Source organism: Rhizobium sp. NFR07 (genome assembly GCF_900111905.1).
In the GTDB taxonomy this organism is placed as follows: Bacteria; Pseudomonadota; Alphaproteobacteria; order Rhizobiales; family Rhizobiaceae; genus Neorhizobium.
Map to the genome: position 1 here is coordinate 159,787 of NZ_FOKM01000001.1, position 20,278 is coordinate 180,064.

16 protein-coding genes are annotated in these 20,278 nt (G+C 61.2%); all 16 read left to right on the forward strand.

From position 1 onward, the window contains the following. The first annotated feature begins 63 nt into the window (after positions 1-63). On the forward strand, positions 64-1,050 hold the full coding sequence (locus BM216_RS00675) for an ABC transporter permease (RefSeq protein WP_092993414.1): 987 nt from the start codon (positions 64-66) through the stop codon (positions 1,048-1,050). 10 nt (positions 1,051-1,060) lie between these two features. Continuing rightward, positions 1,061-2,245 carry an ABC transporter permease gene (locus BM216_RS00680; RefSeq protein ID WP_092993417.1) on the forward strand — a complete coding sequence of 395 codons (1,185 nt, stop codon included), beginning with the start codon at positions 1,061-1,063 and terminating at the stop codon, positions 2,243-2,245. Between the two features lie 10 nt (positions 2,246-2,255). Beyond that, the gene (locus BM216_RS00685) at positions 2,256-3,977 is read left to right on the forward strand and encodes a dipeptide ABC transporter ATP-binding protein (protein WP_092993420.1); all 1,722 of its coding nucleotides are present in this window, start codon (positions 2,256-2,258) and stop codon (positions 3,975-3,977) included. Positions 3,978-3,987: 10 nt separating this feature from the next. Beyond that, positions 3,988-4,758, forward strand: coding sequence for a 2-oxo-tetronate isomerase (otnI, locus tag BM216_RS00690; protein ID WP_092993423.1), 771 nt, complete (start codon positions 3,988-3,990; stop codon positions 4,756-4,758). 41 nt (positions 4,759-4,799) lie between these two features. Further along, positions 4,800-5,669: a 2-hydroxy-3-oxopropionate reductase gene (locus tag BM216_RS00695; protein ID WP_092994965.1), complete on the forward strand. Its 870-nt coding sequence runs from the start codon at positions 4,800-4,802 to the stop codon at positions 5,667-5,669. A gap of 87 nt (positions 5,670-5,756) precedes the next feature. Next, complete coding sequence (locus BM216_RS00700) at positions 5,757-7,025, forward strand: glycerate kinase type-2 family protein (protein ID WP_092993425.1); 1,269 nt, start codon at positions 5,757-5,759, stop codon at positions 7,023-7,025. Positions 7,026-7,076: 51 nt separating this feature from the next. Beyond that, positions 7,077-9,152: a family 10 glycosylhydrolase gene (locus tag BM216_RS00705; RefSeq protein WP_092993428.1), complete on the forward strand. Its 2,076-nt coding sequence runs from the start codon at positions 7,077-7,079 to the stop codon at positions 9,150-9,152. A 460-nt stretch (positions 9,153-9,612) separates the two neighbouring features. After that, entirely contained in the window at positions 9,613-10,587 is a 975-nt protein-coding gene (pip, locus tag BM216_RS00710; protein ID WP_092993431.1) for a prolyl aminopeptidase, read from the forward strand. Further along, positions 10,584-12,407 (forward strand): S9 family peptidase, encoded by a 1,824-nt coding sequence (locus BM216_RS00715; protein WP_177230664.1) that lies wholly within the window; start codon positions 10,584-10,586, stop codon positions 12,405-12,407. The genes pip and BM216_RS00715 overlap by 4 nt, the downstream gene beginning before the upstream one ends. Before the next feature lie 27 nt (positions 12,408-12,434). Next, positions 12,435-13,865, forward strand: a complete 1,431-nt coding sequence (locus BM216_RS00720; protein ID WP_092993437.1) for a M20 family metallopeptidase — start codon at positions 12,435-12,437, stop codon at positions 13,863-13,865. A gap of 82 nt (positions 13,866-13,947) precedes the next feature. Continuing rightward, complete coding sequence (locus tag BM216_RS00725; protein ID WP_092993440.1) at positions 13,948-15,564, forward strand: ABC transporter substrate-binding protein; 1,617 nt, start codon at positions 13,948-13,950, stop codon at positions 15,562-15,564. Between the two features lie 12 nt (positions 15,565-15,576). Next, on the forward strand, positions 15,577-16,653 hold the full coding sequence (locus tag BM216_RS00730; protein WP_092993443.1) for an ABC transporter permease: 1,077 nt from the start codon (positions 15,577-15,579) through the stop codon (positions 16,651-16,653). A gap of 7 nt (positions 16,654-16,660) precedes the next feature. After that, positions 16,661-17,605, forward strand: a complete 945-nt coding sequence (gene nikC / locus BM216_RS00735; protein ID WP_092993446.1) for a nickel transporter permease — start codon at positions 16,661-16,663, stop codon at positions 17,603-17,605. After that, positions 17,598-18,464, forward strand: a complete 867-nt coding sequence (locus BM216_RS00740) for an ABC transporter ATP-binding protein (protein ID WP_092993450.1) — start codon at positions 17,598-17,600, stop codon at positions 18,462-18,464. Before nikC ends, BM216_RS00740 begins: the two co-directional genes overlap by 8 nt. Further along, positions 18,461-19,246 (forward strand): ABC transporter ATP-binding protein, encoded by a 786-nt coding sequence (locus BM216_RS00745; RefSeq protein WP_092993453.1) that lies wholly within the window; start codon positions 18,461-18,463, stop codon positions 19,244-19,246. Before BM216_RS00740 ends, BM216_RS00745 begins: the two co-directional genes overlap by 4 nt. After that, the gene (locus tag BM216_RS00750) at positions 19,243-20,253 is read left to right on the forward strand and encodes a serine hydrolase domain-containing protein (RefSeq protein WP_092993456.1); all 1,011 of its coding nucleotides are present in this window, start codon (positions 19,243-19,245) and stop codon (positions 20,251-20,253) included. Before BM216_RS00745 ends, BM216_RS00750 begins: the two co-directional genes overlap by 4 nt. Positions 20,254-20,278 lie beyond the last annotated feature (25 nt).

The following is a 20,278-nucleotide window of genomic DNA, read 5'->3' on the forward strand; positions in this document are numbered from 1 at the left end:
CAGCCTTGGAGGAGGCCGAAGGGCGTGACCTGAAGAGAAAATTCCGTGGGAGGAGAATTTGCGATGCTCGGATATATCGGCAAGCGCCTACTCTACATGATCCCGACCCTGTTCGGCATGTCCCTGATTTCATTCATGATCATTCAGCTGCCGCCGGGTGATTACCTGACCTCGATGATCGCCACCATGAGCGAAAGCGGCCAGGCGGTCGATCCGGCTCAGATCCAGCGGCTGAAGGAGATCTACGGTTTCGACGATCCGTTCTACATCCAGTACCTGAAGTGGATGTGGGGCATTGTCAGCCGTGGCGACTTCGGCTGGTCCTTCGAATGGAACCAGCCGGTATCCGGCCTGATCTGGAACCGCATGGGCTCGACACTGGTGATCTCGCTTCTGAGCCTGATTTTCGTCTGGGCCGTGGCGCTGCCGATCGGCATCTATTCGGCCGTTCGCCGCGGTTCGTTCGGTGATCACGTCTTCACCTTCCTCGGCTTCATCGGCCTTGCCGTTCCCAACTTCATCCTTGCCCTGACCCTGATGTATGTCGCCTATCGGTATCTGGGGCAAAGCGTCGGCGGGCTCAACTCACCGGAATATGCCGAAGCACCCTGGTCATTGGCCAAGCTCGGCGATTTCATGATGCATCTGTGGATCCCGATCATCATTATCGGGGCATCCGGCACCGCGGCAATGATCCGCATCCTGCGGGCAAACCTCACCGACGAGCTGCACAAACCCTATGTGATAACGGCGCGCGCCAAGGGCCTGCCGGAATACAAGGTGATCCTGAAATATCCGGTGCGGATCGCGCTCAATCCATTCGTCTCGGCAATCGGCTGGGTGCTGCCGCATCTGGTTTCGGGTGTCACCATCATCGCGATCGTGTTGAACCTGCCGACCGCCGGCCCGCTCCTGTTCCGGGCACTGGTCTCCCAGGACATGTATCTCGCCGGCAGTTTCATCCTGCTGCTATCGGCACTGACACTCGTCGGGGTTCTGCTCTCCGACCTGCTGCTGGCGCTTCTCGATCCGCGCATCCGGTTCAACTGAGGAGGTTATCATGAACGCGAACGATCAGATAACGCTCAGCCCGACGGCTTCGAACATCGATGGTCCGGCCATCAGCCCGCTGAAGAAGGGGGCGACCGTATCCACGGCGGCCATTGGCCCATGGCGTCTCATCTACGGCAAGCTCATTCGCCAGAAGGTCGCCATGCTGGCCGGCGCCATCATCCTGTTCCTGTATTTCATAGCTCTCTTCGCGGAGTTCCTGGCACCTGCCCTGCCCGCCACCTCGAAGCCGCAATATACCTATGCGCCGCCGCAGGGGATTTCCCTGTTCACGACCAAACCCGATGGCAGCAGCGAATTTCAGCTGCACGTCAAGGGTTACAAGGTGGAGATCGACAAGATCGCGCTGCGTCGATCCTTTGTCGTCGATGAGAACAAGATCATCCCGATTGGTCTCTTCGTCAAAGGCCCTGCCTACAAGCTCTGGGGCCTGATCCCCATGGACCGGCACCTGATCGGCCCCTACAATCTCAATGATCCCATGTATCTGCTCGGCACCGACCGTCTCGGCCGCGACGTGTTCTCGCGCCTCGTCTACGGAACACGCGTGTCCATGTCGATCGGCCTTATCGGGGTCGCCGTCTCGCTGGTTCTTGGTGTGGTGATCGGGTCGATTTCGGGCTTTTATGGCGGCTGGGTCGATACAGCCATCCAGCGCGTGATCGAAATCATCAGCGCCATGCCGACGATCCCGCTATGGCTGGGCCTGGCTGCGGCGATCCCGCTGACATGGTCGCCGGTGAATGTCTATCTGGTGATAACAGTCATCGTCTCGTTGCTGGGGTGGACCTCTCTTGCTCGAGAGGTGCGAGGGCGGTTTCTATCCCTGCGCGGAGAGGATTTCGTCACGGCGGCGAAGCTCGATGGATCCAGCGAAATGCGTCTGATCTTCCGCCATATCCTGCCATCGCTGACCAGTCACATCCTTGCCGTAGTGACGCTGGCGGTACCGACGATGATCGTGGCGGAAACCTCGCTTTCCTTCCTCGGCATCGGCCTGAAACCGCCGGTGGTCAGCTGGGGTGTGCTTTTGCAGGATGCCCAGAACATCCGCACGGTCGCAACCGCACCATGGCTGTTGATCTGGCCCTCGCTTGCCGTGGTTCTTGCCGTCCTTTCCTTCAACTTCTTCGGGGATGGCCTGCGCGATGCCGCCGATCCCTACGACAATTGAGGAGACGTCCATGACTGATCTTTCCCCAGACGTCGTGCTTTCGGTTGAAAACCTGTCAATCGACTTCACCTTGCGCACGCACATCCTGCACGCCGTGCAGAACGTGAATTTCCAGCTCAAGCGCGGCAAGACGCTCTGCCTTGTCGGCGAAAGCGGATCCGGCAAGAGCGTGACGGCCCGCACGCTCCTGCAGATCGTCGACAAGCCCGGCCGTATCGTCGATGGCAGCATCCTGTTGCGCAACGGCACCAAGGTCACCGACATAACCAAGCTTGCGCCGACCGGCGCCGCCATGCGTGCAATTCGCGGCAAGCGGATCGGCCTGATTTTCCAGGAGCCGATGAGTTCGCTGTCACCGGTACACACGATCGGGTCACAGATCATCGAGGCAATCCGTCTGCACAGCGATCTCGACAAGAAGGCGGCGCGCGCCCGAATGGTCGAACTCCTGAGCCAGGTGGAAATCCCCGACCCGGACACGATGGCGGACCGATACACGTTCGAGTTCTCGGGCGGCATGCGTCAGCGCGCGATGATCGCCATGGCACTGGCCTCGAACCCGGACATCCTGATCGCGGACGAGCCGACAACCGCGCTGGACGTGACGACACAGGCGGAGATCCTCGATCTCATCAAGCGCCTGCAGGTCGAACGCGGCATGGCAATGCTGCTGATAACCCACGACATGGGCGTCGTCGCCGAAGTGGCGGATGAGGTTGCGGTCATGCGTTTCGGGCGCGTGGTCGAGACGGGAGCGGTCGACAAGATCTTCCACGACGCGGAACACTCCTATACGCGCCAGTTGCTTGCCTCGACCGTCAAGCTGACGAGCCATGTCAAGGCGGCGGATTCCACGGCCGCGCTGTCGGCAAACGCGCCTGAACCGGTCCTGTCCGTTCGCAACGTGAGCAAGGTGTTCGGCTGGAACAACGGAGCCAAGGCGCTGCGTGCCGTCGATAATGCCAGTTTCGACCTTTATCCGGGCGAAAATCTCGGAATTGTCGGGGAAAGCGGATCCGGCAAGACAACGCTCGGGCGGCTGATCCTGCGGATCACCGAGCCGACCGAAGGAAAGGTGGTCTATCGTCGCGAACCCGGCAGTGAAGTCGATGTCACCAGGCTCGACAAGCACGGGCTGCGGGCCTTCCATCGCGACGCTCGCCTTGTGTTTCAGGATCCATTCGCGTCGCTCAATCCGCGCATGACCGTCAAGGAGGTCATCGGCGATCCGCTGATCGTCAACGGCCTGGCAAAAGGCAAGGCGCTCGAGGAACGGGTGGCCGAACTGATGCGTCTTGTCGGGCTCGATCCATTGGGCATGGAGCGTTACCCGCACGCGTTTTCCGGCGGCCAGCGGCAGCGTATCTGCATTGCGCGGGCGCTGGCGCTCGACCCGAAGATCATCATCGCGGACGAGGCAACGGCCGCACTCGACGTGTCGATCCGCAGCCAGATCCTCGACCTTCTGCTGGACCTGCGCCAGAGGCTGAACCTCAGCTTCATCTTCATTTCGCACGACATCTCGGTCGTGCGGTATTTCTGCGACCGGGTGGCGGTCATGCACAAGGGCAGGATCGTCGAACTGGGCGAGGCCGAGCAGATCTGCACGGCGCCAAAGGAGGCCTATACCAAAAGCCTCATCTCTGCCGTCCCCAATCCGGACCCACGCGACAAGCGACTGATGCACCGCCACCGCTTTGTCGCGCCGGCGATCGAACCAGCGCATGTCTAAGGAGGTTATATTGACAAAATTTTCCGCCAATCTTTCGTTTCTTTACCAGGAACTGCCCTTTCTCGATCGTTTTGCTGCAGCGGCAAAAGACGGTTTTGGCGCGGTCGAATATCTGGGGCCCTATTCCGAACCGAAGGAAAAGATCGCAGAGGTCCTGAAAGACACTGGCCTCGAGCAGGCGCTGTTCAATGTTCCTTCCGGCGACTGGGCCGGTGGTGAGCGGGGCCTTGCCTGCCTACGCGATCGCATCGACGAGTTTCGCAAGGGCGTCTCCCTGGCTCTGGATTATGCCGGTGCGCTGGGCTGCACGAGGATCAACGTATTGTCGGGCATAGCGCCCGCCGGCGTCGATCGCGCGACATTGGAAAACGTGCTGGTAGACAACCTGAAATACGCAGCGCCGCTTTTTGCGGATGCCGGCATCAGGCTTCTGATCGAACCGATCAACCTGCGCGACATTCCCGGCTTCTTCGTTTCGACAACGGATGATGCCGAACGACTGCTGGAAAAGGTCGGCTCGGACAATCTCTACATCCAGTATGATTTTTATCACATGCAGATCATGCAGGGCGACCTGATCCCCACCTTCACCCGGCTGCAGGACAGGATTGCCCATGTGCAGATTGCCGACAATCCCGGCCGCAACGAACCCGGCACGGGAGAGATCCATTATCCCTTCATTTTCAGAGAGCTCGACCGGCTCGGCTATGACGGCTGGATAGGCTGCGAATACAAACCACGCACGACGACGACCGACGGGCTCGGCTGGATGAAGGCTTGAACCCGCCTTACCTCGACAACAGTATCAAGATCGGATTTGACATGAATATCGGTTTCATCGGACTGGGCGTCATGGGACGCCCGATGGCGGAAAATCTCATTGCCGCCGGACACAGGCTCACGCTCAGCCGCGTGAAGGAAAGCGCACAATATCTCGTCGATGAGGGAGGCGTCGCGGCATCATCCGCAAAAGCTGTCGCGGAAGCCTCCGACGTCATCATCCTGATGCTGCCGGACACACCGGATGTGGCCCAGGTCCTGTTTGGCGAAAATGGTGTCGTATCAGGCCTGTCGAAAGGCAAGCTGGTGATCGACATGAGTTCGATCTCTCCCGTCGCGACCAAGGAATTTGCGCAGAAGATCGCGGCGCTCGGCTGCGATTATCTCGACGCACCGGTCTCGGGCGGCGAGGTTGGCGCCAAGGCGGCATCATTGACGATCATGGTCGGCGGCAAGGACACAGCATTCAAACGCGCCCGGCCGCTGTTCGATGTGATGGGAAAGAACATCACGCTGGTCGGCGGCGTCGGTGATGGCCAGACGGCCAAGATCGCCAACCAGATCATCGTCGGCCTGACGATCGAAGCCGTATCGGAAGCCCTGTTGTTCGCCAAGCGGGCCGGTGCCGACCCAGCGAAGGTGCGGGCGGCCCTGATGGGCGGCTTTGCCGCCTCGCGCATTCTGGAAGTCCACGGGGAACGCATGGTCAAGGGCACCTTCGACCCGGGTTTCCGCATCCGCCTGCACCGCAAGGACATGACGCTTGCCGTGGATTCGGCACGCACCCTTGACCTCTCCCTGCCCAATACAGCCGCGACACAGCAACTGATGAATGCCGCGATTGCGTGTGGAGACGGCGACCGCGATCACTCCGCCCTCATCCGCACGCTGGAGAGATTGTCGGGCGGCTGACTTTTCCCTGAAACACGGAAATGACCCTCGGCGTGCGTTTGCGTGGATTTTTTGCGCGCGCCGTTGGGGGTCTATGGAGGAACACAGATGGATAGACGTTCCTTTCTGCGGGACCTGTTTTTCGCCGCGGTCAAGGCAGCCGACCCGCGTGCCGGCCTCATTCGGCACCTGCCTGCCGCACCGAAGGGCAGGACAGTGGTCATCGGTGCAGGCAAGGGCGCGGCGCAAATGGCCAGAGCTCTGGAAGATCTCTGGGATGCGCCGCTGTCCGGCGCCGTTGTCACCCGATACGGTTATGGTTGCGAGACGCGCCATATCGACATCATCGAAGCGGCCCACCCGGTACCGGATGAAGCCGGCATCAAGGCCGCTCGAAGGCTTGTGTCCGAGATCGAACACCTTTCAGCCGATGATCTTGTCATCGCATTGATCTGCGGAGGTGGTTCCGCGCTTTTGCCGGCACCACCGGAAGGTTTCACGCTCGCAGACGAAATAGCCCTCAATGAACAGCTTCTGGCATGCGGCGCGCCCATCTCCGCCATGAATACCGTACGCAAGCATTTCTCCACGATCAAAGGCGGGCGCCTCGCCGCGCAAACCAGAGCCAAGGTCGTGTCACTGATCGTCTCGGACATTCCAGGAGACAATCCCGCGCATGTCGCTTCGGGACCAACCGTGCCGGACGGCAGCACGCGCGACGATGCCATCGCGATCATCGATCGATATCGGCTGAAACTGCCGCAGGCCGTTCTTGCGCATTTTAACTCGGCACAAGCCGACGCCCCGCTGCCGGGCGATCCGGTTTTCACGGGCCATGAGCATCGGATTATCGCGTCTGCGGGCCTGTCGCTGGAGACGGCCGCCCGGACGGCGCGGGATCGCGACATCGACGCCGTCATCTTGTCCGACAGCATCGAAGGCGAAGCACGCGATGTCGCATCTGTTCACGCAGCCATTGCCCGCGAGGTTCAGGCCAGAGACCGGCCATTCTCCAAACCCGTTGTCATCCTCTCCGGTGGAGAGACGACCGTGACGTTGCGCGGAGAACCCGGCAGAGGTGGACGAAACGGTGAATTTGCGCTCGCCTTTGCGCTCGCGATCGATGGTACCGAGGATGTCGTTTGCCTGGCTGCCGATACGGACGGAATTGATGGATCGGAAACCAATGCCGGCGCATTCGCCGACGACTCATCGATCCGTCGCCTCAACGAACAGCGGCTGGATGCAAGGCAAATCTTGAACATGAACGATAGCCACGCGGCCTTTTCAGCCCTCGGAGATCTGTTCGAGACGGGGCCGACCGGCACCAATGTCAATGATTTTCGCGCGATCTTCGTGGGCCGGCAGGGCTCTTGAGACTGGTCGTGCGCACGCCGTCTAGCAAAAAATGCAACAAGGGAGGAACTCATGGATAACGCAGCAAACAAACCCATGGCGCGATCATCGGCCGACGGTGACGCAAAGGGCTGGTGGATTGACGAGCCCATTCGCATGGCCCTGTTTCTCTACAATCAATACGAGGCTCCGGTCGACACGGATGCCTTTGTCGAAAAACTGGTCGATATCGATGCCAATGCCGTTGTCCTGCCGACCGGCGGCGTTGCCGCGTTTTATCCGACGGAGGTCGATCATCACGTTCGGGCCCCCTCCCTGCCGCCGGGTCGGGACATCGTCGGCGAGATCGTCGAAAAAGCACATGCGCGCGGCATCTATGTCGTTGCCCGGTTCGAATGGACGGTAAACCAGGATCAATCCATTCTTGCAGCACATCCCGACTGGGTGCAGCGGGACCGGCATGGCAACTCGCCGCTCTGGAACGACACGCATGTCATGTGTATCAACGGCGGATACATGCAGGAGCATATCTTCAAGATCATGGATGAGGCGCTGACCCGCTATCCATTCGACGGGATCTTCTTCAACTATGGCGGCGGTCAACGCAACGCCTTCGGCCCCTGCCAGTGCGACAATTGCAAACGTCTCTATGCGGCGAAATATAGTTCCGACCTGCCGCTGCAACCCGATGCGCAATATATTGCCTTCATGGATGATTGCGCCGGCGACCTCGCCACAAGGATCCGCAGTTTCGTCAAGGATCGAAATCCGGCGATCAACTTCATGGTCGGCAAATCGGCGGATTCCACCAATTCGGAAACCCATGGTGCACCCATCGCCGAGGCGCACGCATTCTGGCTTTATGATGCAAGCGAAACCGTCAACCGAGCACGTGCCGCCTTCCCGGATCGCATGCCGTTCAACAATGATTCCGCGTTTTTCGATGGGCGCTGGCGTTATGTGCACCGTTCCGCCGCGGAAGGCGAGATCCGTGCCTATCAGAACATGGCGAACGGCGCCGGGCCCTATCTCTTCGTCAACGGCAACCATGAACAGCACGATTTGAACGGTGAAAGGGGCGCGAAACCCGCTTTCAGGTTCCATCGCAAACATCAGCACCTTTATGTCAGGCAGACGAATGCCGCCCGCGTGCTGCTGCTGGATGGCGCACGGACGTCATTTGCGGGCAGACTGTTTCGTTTTGGCGAAATGCGCAAGCCGGATGCGACAACGCCGGGCAATGGCGGATTTGGATATCGCGACAGCGATGAGCTCGGGAGCGGAAATGAAAACGCACACCTTGCCATGTCCGGATTTTTCCGGTTGCTGACCGAAAATCACATACCCTTCGTGCTGTCGAACGACCTGACCTGGATAGATGACGATCCCGGGCGCTACGACCTTGTCATCGCGCCGAACGGGGCGCCTGCCGCGCTCGACGGTTATCTGCGCAAGGGCGGACGGGTTCTTGCGGCCGGTGTGACCAAACCCGATCTCGATCTGCCGCGCACGATCCGCAAATGGGATCGCAAGGAGACACTGGCCTCCTATTGGCGGGTCCGGGACGGCGGTTTGTTCCCATCCCTGTCTGGCACCGACCTTCTCTTCGTCTACAGTGATTTCCTTGAGCTCGAAACAGGCGGGCAATCAGCCCTGACCCTTGTTCCGCGTACCAAGGTCAATCCCATGGAGATGGTCGGCGAAGGCATGCACGACACCGACCTGGCCGGTCTCTACCTGAACCGCTACGGGGACGGAGAGCTTGCCTACCTTCCTTGGGATATCGGCGAACTTTATTACCGCGCCGGCGCGCCCTCTCATTCGGCATTGTTCAATGATCTTATCGACCACCTTCTGCCGAAAGGCCGGCAGATCTGGACAAATGCACACCCGATGGTGCAGGTCACGCTTCAGCAGCAGCGACAATCAGGCAGGACGCTGGTGCATCTTGTAAACCTGTCCGGCGCTTCGCAGGTTTCGTATCATCCGGCGATCCCGATGGCGGCAATACAGATTGAGGTTGAGGGACAATTCAGTATCGCCCGAGCAGCCACCAGTGGCCGGGAGCTGCCGCTCGCCAGGAAAGGCGGCTACACTAGCGTGACCCTGCCGGTCCTTGATACCTACGACGTCATCGTCTTCCAGTGACGTGCAACTTTCAGTGCAGGCGGCAAAGACTTGCTGCCTGCACTGAAAATGTATGATTGGGCTCAGGACGACAATATTGTTTTATCAGTGATACCTTTAAATCGGCTCTAACCTCTTGAACGGATCGGAACCTTCGACCCGCGTTGGTTCGCTAAGCGATTGAAAACCATAACGCTTCATCTAAGCGGAACCAATCAGAGCTATGGGGCGCGATCAACACCTTGACGCGGCCGTGCATCGGTTAGCCGGGGGATGATCGGACCTCGACCACGTCCGGTCCGCCTACACGGCGTTTGGTTACTCTCTCCGGCTAAAATCCAAAACTATTCCAAAACGGAATGAGCGATTTCATTTTTGCATTGGACGCTTACGCACTTTCTCGCACATGATGCTCAAAATATAGCGCTGATAAAAATTTAAGCAGAAATGCTATTTTTCTCCTTGTCATGATTGGCTAGCTATGACGACAGACGGTGACAGCAAGAAGCGTGTTTTCGAGTTCAACGTGGGGGGCGGCCATGTTCTCAATGTCGAGGACTACGGAGACCGCACGAGGACTCCGGTCATCTTGCTTCATGGCGGGCCCGGCGCCGGCATATCCCGCGGGCAGATCGAGAGTTTCGATCTTTCGGCATTTCGCGTCATCACGTTCGACCAGCGCGGCGCGGGCAAATCCGCGCCGCATGCGAGCATCGAGGGCAACACGACCTCGGCGTTGATCGGCGACATCGAATCCCTCCGTGAGCACCTCGGCATCGATCACTGGCTCGTTGCCGGCGGTTCCTGGGGCAGCTGTCTGGCGCTCGCCTACGGGCAGGCGCATCCGGAGCGCTGCCTCGGCTTTCGTCTCCACGGCATCTTCCTGGCAGGGCCGGAAGACATCGACTGGTGGTTCAACGGCGTGCGTGCGATCTTTCCGGATCAGTGGGAAGAGTTCGCCGCCTTTATTCCCGATGAGGAACGCCACGATCTTCTGTCCGCCTATTACAGAAGGCTGACATGCGGCAACGCCCAGACGGAGGTGGCCGCGGCGCTGAGTTTGCGGGAATTCTCCGCCAAGACCCAGACTTTCCTTCCCGACCCTGCCCATGTGGCGACCCTGCTTGACCCGAAGTCAGCGCTTTCCGTGGCACGGTTGTTTACCCACTACTGCATAAACAGCGCCTTTCTGGCGCCCGGCCAGCTGCTCGCCGGTATCGACCGGATACGCCATCTGCCCTGCCAGATCGTCAATGGTCGGTATGACACCGTAACGCCGATGCTGTCGGCATGGCGACTGCACCGGGCATGGCCCGAAGCGGGCTTCACGATCGTCACGGAAGCCAATCACCAGTCCACCAAGGGCGCGATGTTCGAGGAACTTATTGCTGCGGGCGAAAGGCTTCGCCATCAGTTGCGCCCCACCGAGCAGGCTATGATGGAGCATGGCGCATGACGGAGAAAACGTTCTGGGCCGCGGCTATCGAACCGTACCTCGAAGTCCGCGCCGTCAAGGCGCCGGCGGTTTCGCCGGACGGTGCATGGCTTGCCTATCTTTCCGACGAAACCGGCTTCAACCAACTTTACGTCAGGCCCCTGAGTGCGACGGGAAATGTCGGGACAGCGCGACAGCTGACCCACATGCCGGAACCGGTCGGCGCTTTCGCTTTCAACCCGAAGCGAGCCGGAATTCTCTTCACCATGGATTGCGGCGGCGACGAGCGCCATCAACTGTGGCTGCTGCCGGATCTCGACTCCCCGCCCCTGCCCCTGACAAAGGCGCCGACCGTCGTGCATCTGTGGGGCGCATGGTCGCCGGACGGCAAGCGCATAGCCTACGCCTCGAACGCCCGTTCGCCCCATGACATGGCTGTGCATGTCATGGACGTCGAGACCGGCGAATTCTCGACCGTGCTCAGTGGCCGTGGCATGCGCGAAGTGCTGGCCTTTTTCCCCGACGGGAAATCGCTTCTGGTGCGCGAATCTGTCCGTTCCGGCAATGACCAGGATATCTATCGCCTCGAGATCGACACGGGTGCCCTCTCCCCGCTAATGCCGCATGAAGGCAAGGCGCGTTATCTCGCCGCCCGGCTTTTCAAGGATGGCAGCGGCGGTGTGGCCGTCTGCGACCAGGACAGCGATTTCATGGCAATCCGCAGGTTTGCGGCGGAGGGCGGCAGCGCGGCGCCGGTGGTGGAGCTTCCCAACCGCAATGCCGAGGCGCTGGCGCTGGCGCCCGATCAGACCCGTATTGCGTTTCTCGCAAACGAAGATGGCTGGAGCCGCATCGGCATCGTCGAGCGCGACGGCAGCGGTCTCACCTCTTTCGAGGGGCAACCATCCGGCGTGATCGGCTCGATCGCCTTCACGCCGGATGGCAGCTCGCTGATCTTTCCGCTGGAGAGCGCATCGAGACCGCCGGCAATCTGGAGGCTCGACCTTGGAACCGGTCGCTTCGAGGAACTGGTGAGCGCGGATGCGAGGGGGCTCGATATCTCGGGCTTTGTCGATCCGGTGATCGCGCATTTCGAAAGCTTTGACGGCCTCGCCATACCGGCCTGCATCTACACGCCGGCATCTCCGCCGCCGGCCGGAGGCTATCCCGTACTGTTCATCGTGCATGGCGGGCCGGAAATGCAGTGGCGACCGGATTTTCGCACCGACGTCCAGTTCCTGCTGAGCCAGGGGGTGATGGTCGTGGCGCCCAATGTGCGCGGCAGCACGGGCTATGGCCGCACATTCCATCAGCTCGACGACCGCGAGAAGCGGATGGATTCGGTGGCCGACCTGACGGCAATCCGGCTGGCGGTCGGCGCCCGCGATGACGTGGACGCCAACCGTATCGGCGTGTTCGGCCGCTCCTATGGCGGCTTTATGGTTCTGTCCGCGCTGACGGAGGATCCCGAGCTTTGGTCGCTCGGCGTCGATTTCTACGGTGTCGGCAACTTTCTGACCCATCTGCTGGCGACCGGCCCCTGGGGGCGGCAGCAGCGTGCCGCCGAATATGGCGAGCCGGCGGTAATGCGGGAAGCGCTTGAACGGTTCTCGCCGATCAACCGTATAGCCCGCATGAAGGCGCCGGTCCTCATCGTGCATGCAAACCGTGATCCGCGCGTACCGATGGGCCAGAGCGAGGACGTCTATTCCTGCCTGAGCGGCCTCGGCCACGACTGTGAGTATCTGCGGATCGACCATGAGGGGCATGGGTTCGCCCGACGCGAAAACCGCGTGAAGGTGTTTTCCACCTTCGCCCGCTTCCTCGAAAAACATCTTTGACAGCAAGTCTTATTGGAGAGTTTAGACATGCAGAACAGTGAGCCGATCTGGGATCTCGTCGATGAGCACAGGGCGGAGTTCGAAGCCCTGAGCGACCGCGTCTGGGGCATGCCGGAAATCGCCTACACCGAGTATGCCTCGGTTGCCGAACATGCCGCGATGCTGCGCCAGCAGGGATTTCGCGTCACCGATAACGTGGCGGGCATTCCGACGGCCGTCATGGGTGAAGCCGGCGAAGGCGGGCCGATCATCGCGATCCTCGGCGAGTACGACGCGCTGCCGGGTCTGAGCCAAGAAGCGGGAATTGCCGAGCCGAAGCCGATGCCCGGCACCGGCCACGGCCATGGCTGCGGTCACAACCTGCTCGGTTCCGCCGCGATGCTTGCCGCAACCGCGATCAAGGACTGGCTGGAAAAGACCGGCAAGCCGGGCCGCGTGCGTTACTACGGCTGCCCGGCCGAAGAAGGCGGCGCGGCGAAATCCTTCATGGCGCGCGAAGGCGCCTTCGACGGCGTCGATGCGGCGATCACCTGGCATCCGGGCGCCTTCACGGAAGTTGCCCGTGCTCAGTCGCTCGCCAACACCCGCATGGATTTCAAGTTCACCGGTCGCGCCTCGCATGCCGCCGCCGCCCCGCATCTCGGCCGCTCCGCGCTCGATGCCGTCGAACTGATGAATGTCGGCGTCAACTATCTGCGCGAGCACGTGCCGGATTCCAGCCGCATCCACTATGCCATGCTGGATTCCGGCGGTATCGCGCCGAATGTCGTGCAGGCCAAGTCGGCCGTGCGTTACGCGATCCGCTCGCGTGACCTGAAGGGGATGCTGGACCTCAACGAGCGGGTCAAGCAGGTAGCGCTCGGTGCTGCCATGATGACCGGCACCACGGTCGATATCTCGATTATGAGCGCCGTCTCCAATCTTCTCGCCAACAGGCCGCTGGAAGAGGCGATGCAGCGCAATCTGGAGCGTCTAGGTCCGGTGCCCTTCGATGCCGAGGACAAGGCGTTTGCCGCAAAGATCCAGGCGACGCTGAGCAACGACGACATCGACAACGCCTATCTGCGAACCGGCCTGCCGCGCCGCGAAGATACGCCGCTCTGCGATTTCATCGTTCCGCTCGACGTCCATGGCGAGCCGATGATCGGTTCCACCGATGTCGGTGACGTCAGCTGGCTGATGCCGACCGTGCAGGCGCATGCCGCGACGATCGCGATCGGCACGCCGGGACATTCCTGGCAGGTCACGGCGCAGGGCAAGACGCCGGCCGCCCACAAGGGCATGACCCATGCCGCCAAGATGATGGCCGGAACCGCCATCGACCTGTTCGAAGACGCCGACCTGCTCGCCGCTGCCAAGGCCGACCATCAGGCGCGGGTGGGCAGGACGGCCTATGTCTGCCCGATCCCGTCCGACGTCGAGCCGCCGCTTCAGCCGCGCCCGAAGGAGGCTGCCTGACACCGAATAACCGGGGGCGGAAACCGGCCCCCGGCCTCAAATCAAGCGTTCAAGATTCAAAACAAGGGGAACTGAGAGCATGATGACGAAACATTTGGCCAGACACCGCAAGGCGATTGCCGCTGTCACTGCGACGGCATTGATATCCTCCATCAGCCTGCCCGCTCATGCCGCCACGCCGTCCTCGGCCCTGGTCATGGCCTGGAACATCGATGCCATCAGCACCTTCGACCCGGCCCAGGTCGGCGAGGTTGTCACCAACGAACTTCTGCAGAACACCTGCGACTCGCTGGTGGATTTCGATCCAAAGGACGAGTCCAAGGTCGTGCCGCTTCTCGCCAAGAGCTGGGATGTATCGGAAGATCGCCAGCAGATCACCTTCCATCTCAACCAAGGCATGACCTTCCCCGGTGGCGCGCCGGCAACCGCCAAGGAGCTGGCCTGGTCGATGCAGCGCGTCATCAAGCTCGGTTTCGGCAATGCCGCGGCGATGACCGAATACGGCTTCAACAAGGAAAACGTCACCGATCTCATCACCGCGCCGGATGACGACACGCTGGTGATGAAGCTGGACAAGCCCTATCCGACCAATCTGATCCTGCAGGCGATCGGCGCCAATCGGGTGTCGGCGATCCTCGACCAGAAGACGTTGACCTCGAACGAGGTCAACGGCGACATGGGCAACAAATATCTGGCGACCAACACCGCCTGCGTCGGCCCCTACAAGCTCGTTCAGTGGAACGCCGGCGAGTCCATCGTTCTGCAGGCCAACGACGATTATTATGGTGAAGCGCCGAAGCTGAAGCGCGTCCTGATCCGCCACGTGGCCGAGCCGGGCACACAGCGCCTTCTGCTGCAGCAGGGCGACGTCGATATCGCCCGCGACCTGTCTCCGGACGATCTGGCCGATCTCGACGGCAAGCCCGGGCTCAAGGTGGAACGGGTGCTCAAGCCCCAGCTGTTTTTCTGGACCTTCAACGCCACCGACCCGATCTTCAAGAACGAGAAGGTGCGGCTCGCCATGCGTTACTTGATCGATTACGACGGGCTGGCCAAGTCGGTCATGACCTATCTCGGCGTCCCACGCGCCAGCTTTGCGCAGCTCGGTGCGGTCGGTGCCCTCGATGCCGAAGAAGGACAGCCCTTCAAGCTCGACATCGACAAGGCAAAGGCACTGCTGGCTGAGGGCGGTTATCCGGATGGTTTCGAGGCCAGCGTTCTGATCGGCACCCTGCCGCATTCGGCACCGATCGCCCAGAGTGTCCAGGCCAATGCCGCCAAGATCGGCGTCAAACTCAATATCGAGCGCATGGCCAACGCCCAGCTGTTCGCCCGCATTCGTGGTCGTGAATTCCAGACCGGCATGCAGGCATGGCAGACGGGCGTACCGGATGCGCACGGCAATGCTTCGCGTCTCGTTTCCAACCCGGACAACCGCCCGGAAGCCAAGCTGACGCAGTATCCGTCCTGGCGTGCGGCTTTCCAGAACGAGGATTACAACAAGCGCGTTCAGGCCGCTCTTCTGGAAGGCGACGCAGACAAACGTAACGAACTCTACGCCTCGCTGCAAAAGGATGTCATGGAGACTGGCCCGATGGCCATCATGTACCAGATGTATAACATCCTGGGCATGAGCGATAAGGTCCAGAACTGGACCTGGAACGGCTTTCGCGTCTACTACGACCTGGCCTCCAAGTAAGGCGGTCCACTCATGGCGGACCTTACCCACTCGGTTCCCCGCAGCGATGCGGAGAACGGTACGAAGCCCAATCCGGTCATCGTCGTGCTGAGCATTCTCGGCAAGACGCTGCTGCCCATCTTCGTCACCCTGTTCGGCCTCGCGGCCCTGACATTCTTCATCGGCAGGATGCTGCCGATCGATCCCGTCGCCTCCATCCTTGGCGACAACGCGACCCAGGAAGCCTACGAGCAGATGCGGGCGTCGCTCGGCATGGACAAGCCGCTCTGGTATCAGTTCGGCGTCTATGTGAAGGGCATCGTGTCGCTCGACTTCGGCAATGCGCTGACCACCGGAAAACCGGTCATGGACGATATCGCCCGGGTCTTCCCGGCAACCATCGAACTTGCCACGCTGTCGATCATCATCGGCACAGGACTTGGCATTCCGGCCGGTGTTCTGTCGGCCATGTACCGCAATTCCTGGCTCGACAATGCCATCCGCTTCACCGGCCTGATCGGTTATTCGGCACCCAACTTCTGGCTCGGCCTGATGGGTCTGGTGCTCTTCTACGCCACGCTCGGCTGGATCGGAGGCCCCGGGCGCATCGACTTCATCTACGAATTCGACATCGAACCGATCACCGGCTTCTACCTGATCGACACGGCGATCGTCGGAAACTGGGAAGTGTTCCGCAACGTCTTCGGCCACATCATCCTGCCCGCCTCGATCCTCGGTTTCGGCGCGCTCGCCTATATCAGCCGTATGACGCGCAGCTTCATGATCGAGCAGCTGTCCCAGGAATATATCGTCACGGCCCGCGTCAAAGGCCTTTCCTGGGCGAGAACGGTGTGGATCCACGCCTTCCGCAACGTCGCCGTGCAGGTCATGACCGTCGTGGCGCTCTCCTATGCCTTCCTGCTCGAAGGCGCGGTGCTGACCGAGACGGTATTCGCCTTGCCCGGTTTCGGCCGCTACCTGACGAACGCCCTTCTCGTGGGCGACATGAATGCCGTGGTCGGCTGCTCGCTTCTCGTCGGCGTCATCTTCGTCACGCTCAACCTGATCTGCGATCTTCTCTATCGCGTCTTCGACCCCAGAACCCGCTGAGGCCGCCATGACAGACAAAGCAATCGCTTCGCCGGCCGCGCCGGCAGCCACTTCGCACTCAGGTCTCGGCCAATGGCTGCGTGCACCGGTGCCGGCTTCTCCCTTCCATGCCCGCATGCAGCAATTGTGGCTGCAATGGCGGCGGCTGCACGCCAACGGATCGGCCCTGTTCGGCCTCTGCGTCATCGTCATCCTGCTTCTGGCGGCACTCTTCGCACCGCTTCTCGCGACCCATGACATATTCGAGCAGAACCTTGCGGCCCGTCTTCTCGCACCGTCGGCGGAACATTGGCTGGGCACCGACGAACTCGGCCGGGACGTCTACAGCCGTCTCCTGTTCGGTGCCCGCATCACGCTTTACATCGCACTTCTGACGACGGTCATCGTGGCGCCGATCGGACTGATCGTCGGAACGACGGCGGGCTATCTCGGCGGCTGGGTCGATACGGTGCTGATGCGCATCGTCGACGTGTTCCTCGCCTTCCCGAACCTCATCCTCGCGCTGGCTTTCGTGGCGGCGCTCGGACCGGGAATCGAGAATGCCATCATCGCGATCTCGCTTGCCTCCTGGCCGCCGATCGCGCGGCTTGCGCGCGCCGAAACGCTGACGATCCGCAAGTCGGACTATATCGCCGCCGTTCGCCTGCAAGGCGCCTCGAGCCTGCGCATCATCTTCGGCCACATCATGCCGATGTGCATCCCCTCCGTCGTGGTGCGCGTCACACTCAACATGGCCGCGATCATTCTGACCGCCGCCGGTCTCGGTTTTCTCGGTCTCGGCGCCCAGCCGCCCAGCCCGGAATGGGGCACGATGCTGTCCTCCGGCCGCGAATTCGTGATGACCAGCTGGTGGATCGCCGCGATCCCCGGAACCGCCATCCTGCTCACCAGCCTCGCCTTCAACCTGTTGGGCGACGGCCTGCGCGACATATTGGATCCCCGCCATGGATAAGCCGCTGATCGACGTCAAGGATCTGACGATCCGCTTCGAAACACCGCAACGCACATTCGATGCCGTGCGCGGCGTGTCCTTCACCATCGGCCGGGAAAAGGTCGGCATCGTCGGAGAATCCGGCTCGGGCAAGTCGCAGACCGGCCGTGCGCTCCTCAAGCTGACACCGAAGGTGGCGACGATCAGCGCCGGCCACATGTGCTTCAAGGATACCGACCTTCTCGCAGCAAGCGAAAAGGACATGCGAAAGATCCGCGGCAATCGCATCTCGATGATCCTTCAGGATCCGAAATATTCACTGAACCCGCTGATGCGCATCGGCCAGCAGATCGTCGAGGCCTATCGCCTGCATCACAGATCGCCGAAGGCGGAGGCGCGGGTGAAGGCGCTCGCCATGTTGGAATCGGTGCAGATCCGCGATCCCGAACGCGTCTTCAACCTGTTTCCGCACGAGGTTTCCGGGGGCATGGGCCAGCGCATCATGATTGCCATGATGCTTATCCCCGAGCCTGACCTGATCATCGCCGACGAGCCAACCTCGGCGCTCGACGTGACGGTGCGCCGTCAGGTGCTGACCATTCTCGACGAACTGGTGACGCGGCGTGGCACCGGCCTGATGTTCATCAGCCACGATCTCAATCTCGTCGCCGGTTTCTGCGACCGCGTGCTGGTCATGTATGCCGGCCGGATCATGGAAGACCTGCCGGCCAGGGACCTCCACAAGGCGCAGCATCCCTATACCCAGGCGCTGCTGCAGAGCCTGCCGCGTCTCGACACCGAAGCCGATGAACTGAAGGTGCCGGTACGCGATCCGTCCTGGCTCGATGGTCCCGTCTATCGCAACGGAGTTCTGGCATGAAACCGAGCCGCCCCCTCATCGAGGCGATCGGCCTCTCCATCAGCTTCGGCCCGCAGCACGCCCGCAATCGCGTGGTGGACGACGTGTCGTTCCGCATCGGCAAGGGTGAAGCCTACGGCCTGATCGGTGAATCAGGTTGTGGAAAATCCACCATTCTACGGGCGCTTTCCGGCCTCAACGGCGAGTACGAAGGCGCGCTGACGCTCAACGATCGCGAACTGCCGAAAAAGCGCGACAAAGAGTTTTTCCGCCGGGCGCAGATGGTGTTTCAAGATCCCTTCGGCTCGCTCCATCCGCGCAAGATCGTCGAGAAGGTCCTGTCAGAGCCGCTGAAGATCCATGGCTTCGACCGGCATTCCGAACGCATTGCGGAGACGCTCGATGCCGTCGGCCTCGGTCCGTCCTTCCGCTATCGTTATCCGCATGAATTGTCGGGCGGCCAGCGCCAGCGCGTGGCGATCGCCCGGGCACTGATAATCGAGCCGGATATCCTGCTGCTCGACGAGCCCACCTCCGCGCTTGACGTCTCCGTCCAGGCCGAAATCCTCAATCTCCTCAAGCGCCTCAGGATCGAGCGGAACCTGACCTATCTGATGGTCAGCCATGACCTCGCCGTCATTGCCCATATCTGCGAGCGGGCCGGCATGATGCACAGGGGGCGTATCATCGAGGAACTGACAGCGGGACAGATCCGCAAGTCCGAAGCGAGAGAGGACTATACCCGGGAGTTCCTGCAGGCCAGCGTCGAGGCCGTTGCCCGCGATGCCGAGGTGGTGGCATGACCGAGGGCCCCTCGATCTCGCATCCGGTTCACGGCCGGCAAGGGCAAGCCACTGCGACCGATACCGGGTTTAGCGAGGAGCGGCTGGAAGCGGTGCGCGCCTGCGCGGCATCGCAGGCAACCGATATGCTCCTGGTCGTCCGGCATGGCCAGGTGGCATTCTCCATTGGTGACGCGGAAAAGAAGTTTCTCTGCCATTCCATGCGCAAGAGCTTCCTCGCGGCATTGATCGGCTTCGAGGTCGAGGAAGGACGGATCGACCTTTCGGCCACGCTGGAAAGTCTCGGGATCGACGACTGCCAGGGGCTGAGCGACATAGAGAGGCAGGCGACCGTCTATGATCTCCTGACAGCCCGGTCCGGCATCTACCATCCGGCGGGCTACGAAACACCGTGGATGCGGCGCATCAAGGAGAAGCGTCATTCCCACGCGCCCGGCACCTTCTGGTGCTACAACAACTGGGACTTCAATGCGCTCGGCACGATCTTCGAAAAGCTGACCGGCGAAACTGTGCATCACACTTTTGCCCGGCGCATCGCCGGGCAGATCGGCATGGAGGATTTTGCGCTCGAGGGCGAAACGCCGGATGGCTGGCACGAGAGATTCGATATCAGCCACCACCGCGCCTATCCGTTCCGCATGTCGAGCCGGGATCTGGCCCGCTTCGGGCAGCTCTTCCTGCAGCAGGGTGTGTGGAACGGTGTACCTATCCTGCCGGCGGGCTGGGCGCAGGAATGCGTCATGCCCTATTCCGATGCGGGCACCCACGGCGGCTACGGTTACATGTGGTGGCTGGAACGGGACGGCGTGTTCCTGCCCGGCGTTGTGACGCCGAAGGGCAGCTACGCCGCCATGGGTGCCGGCGGCCATTACTGCATCGTCATCCCGGCACTGGACATGGTCGTCGTTCACCGCGTCGATACCGGGATTTCCGGCCGCGAAGTCAACCGCTTCAAAATGGGAAGGTTGCTGCGCCTGCTACTTGCCGCGCTCAACGACACGTCCTGATCGTCGATACCCATCAAACTCAGTC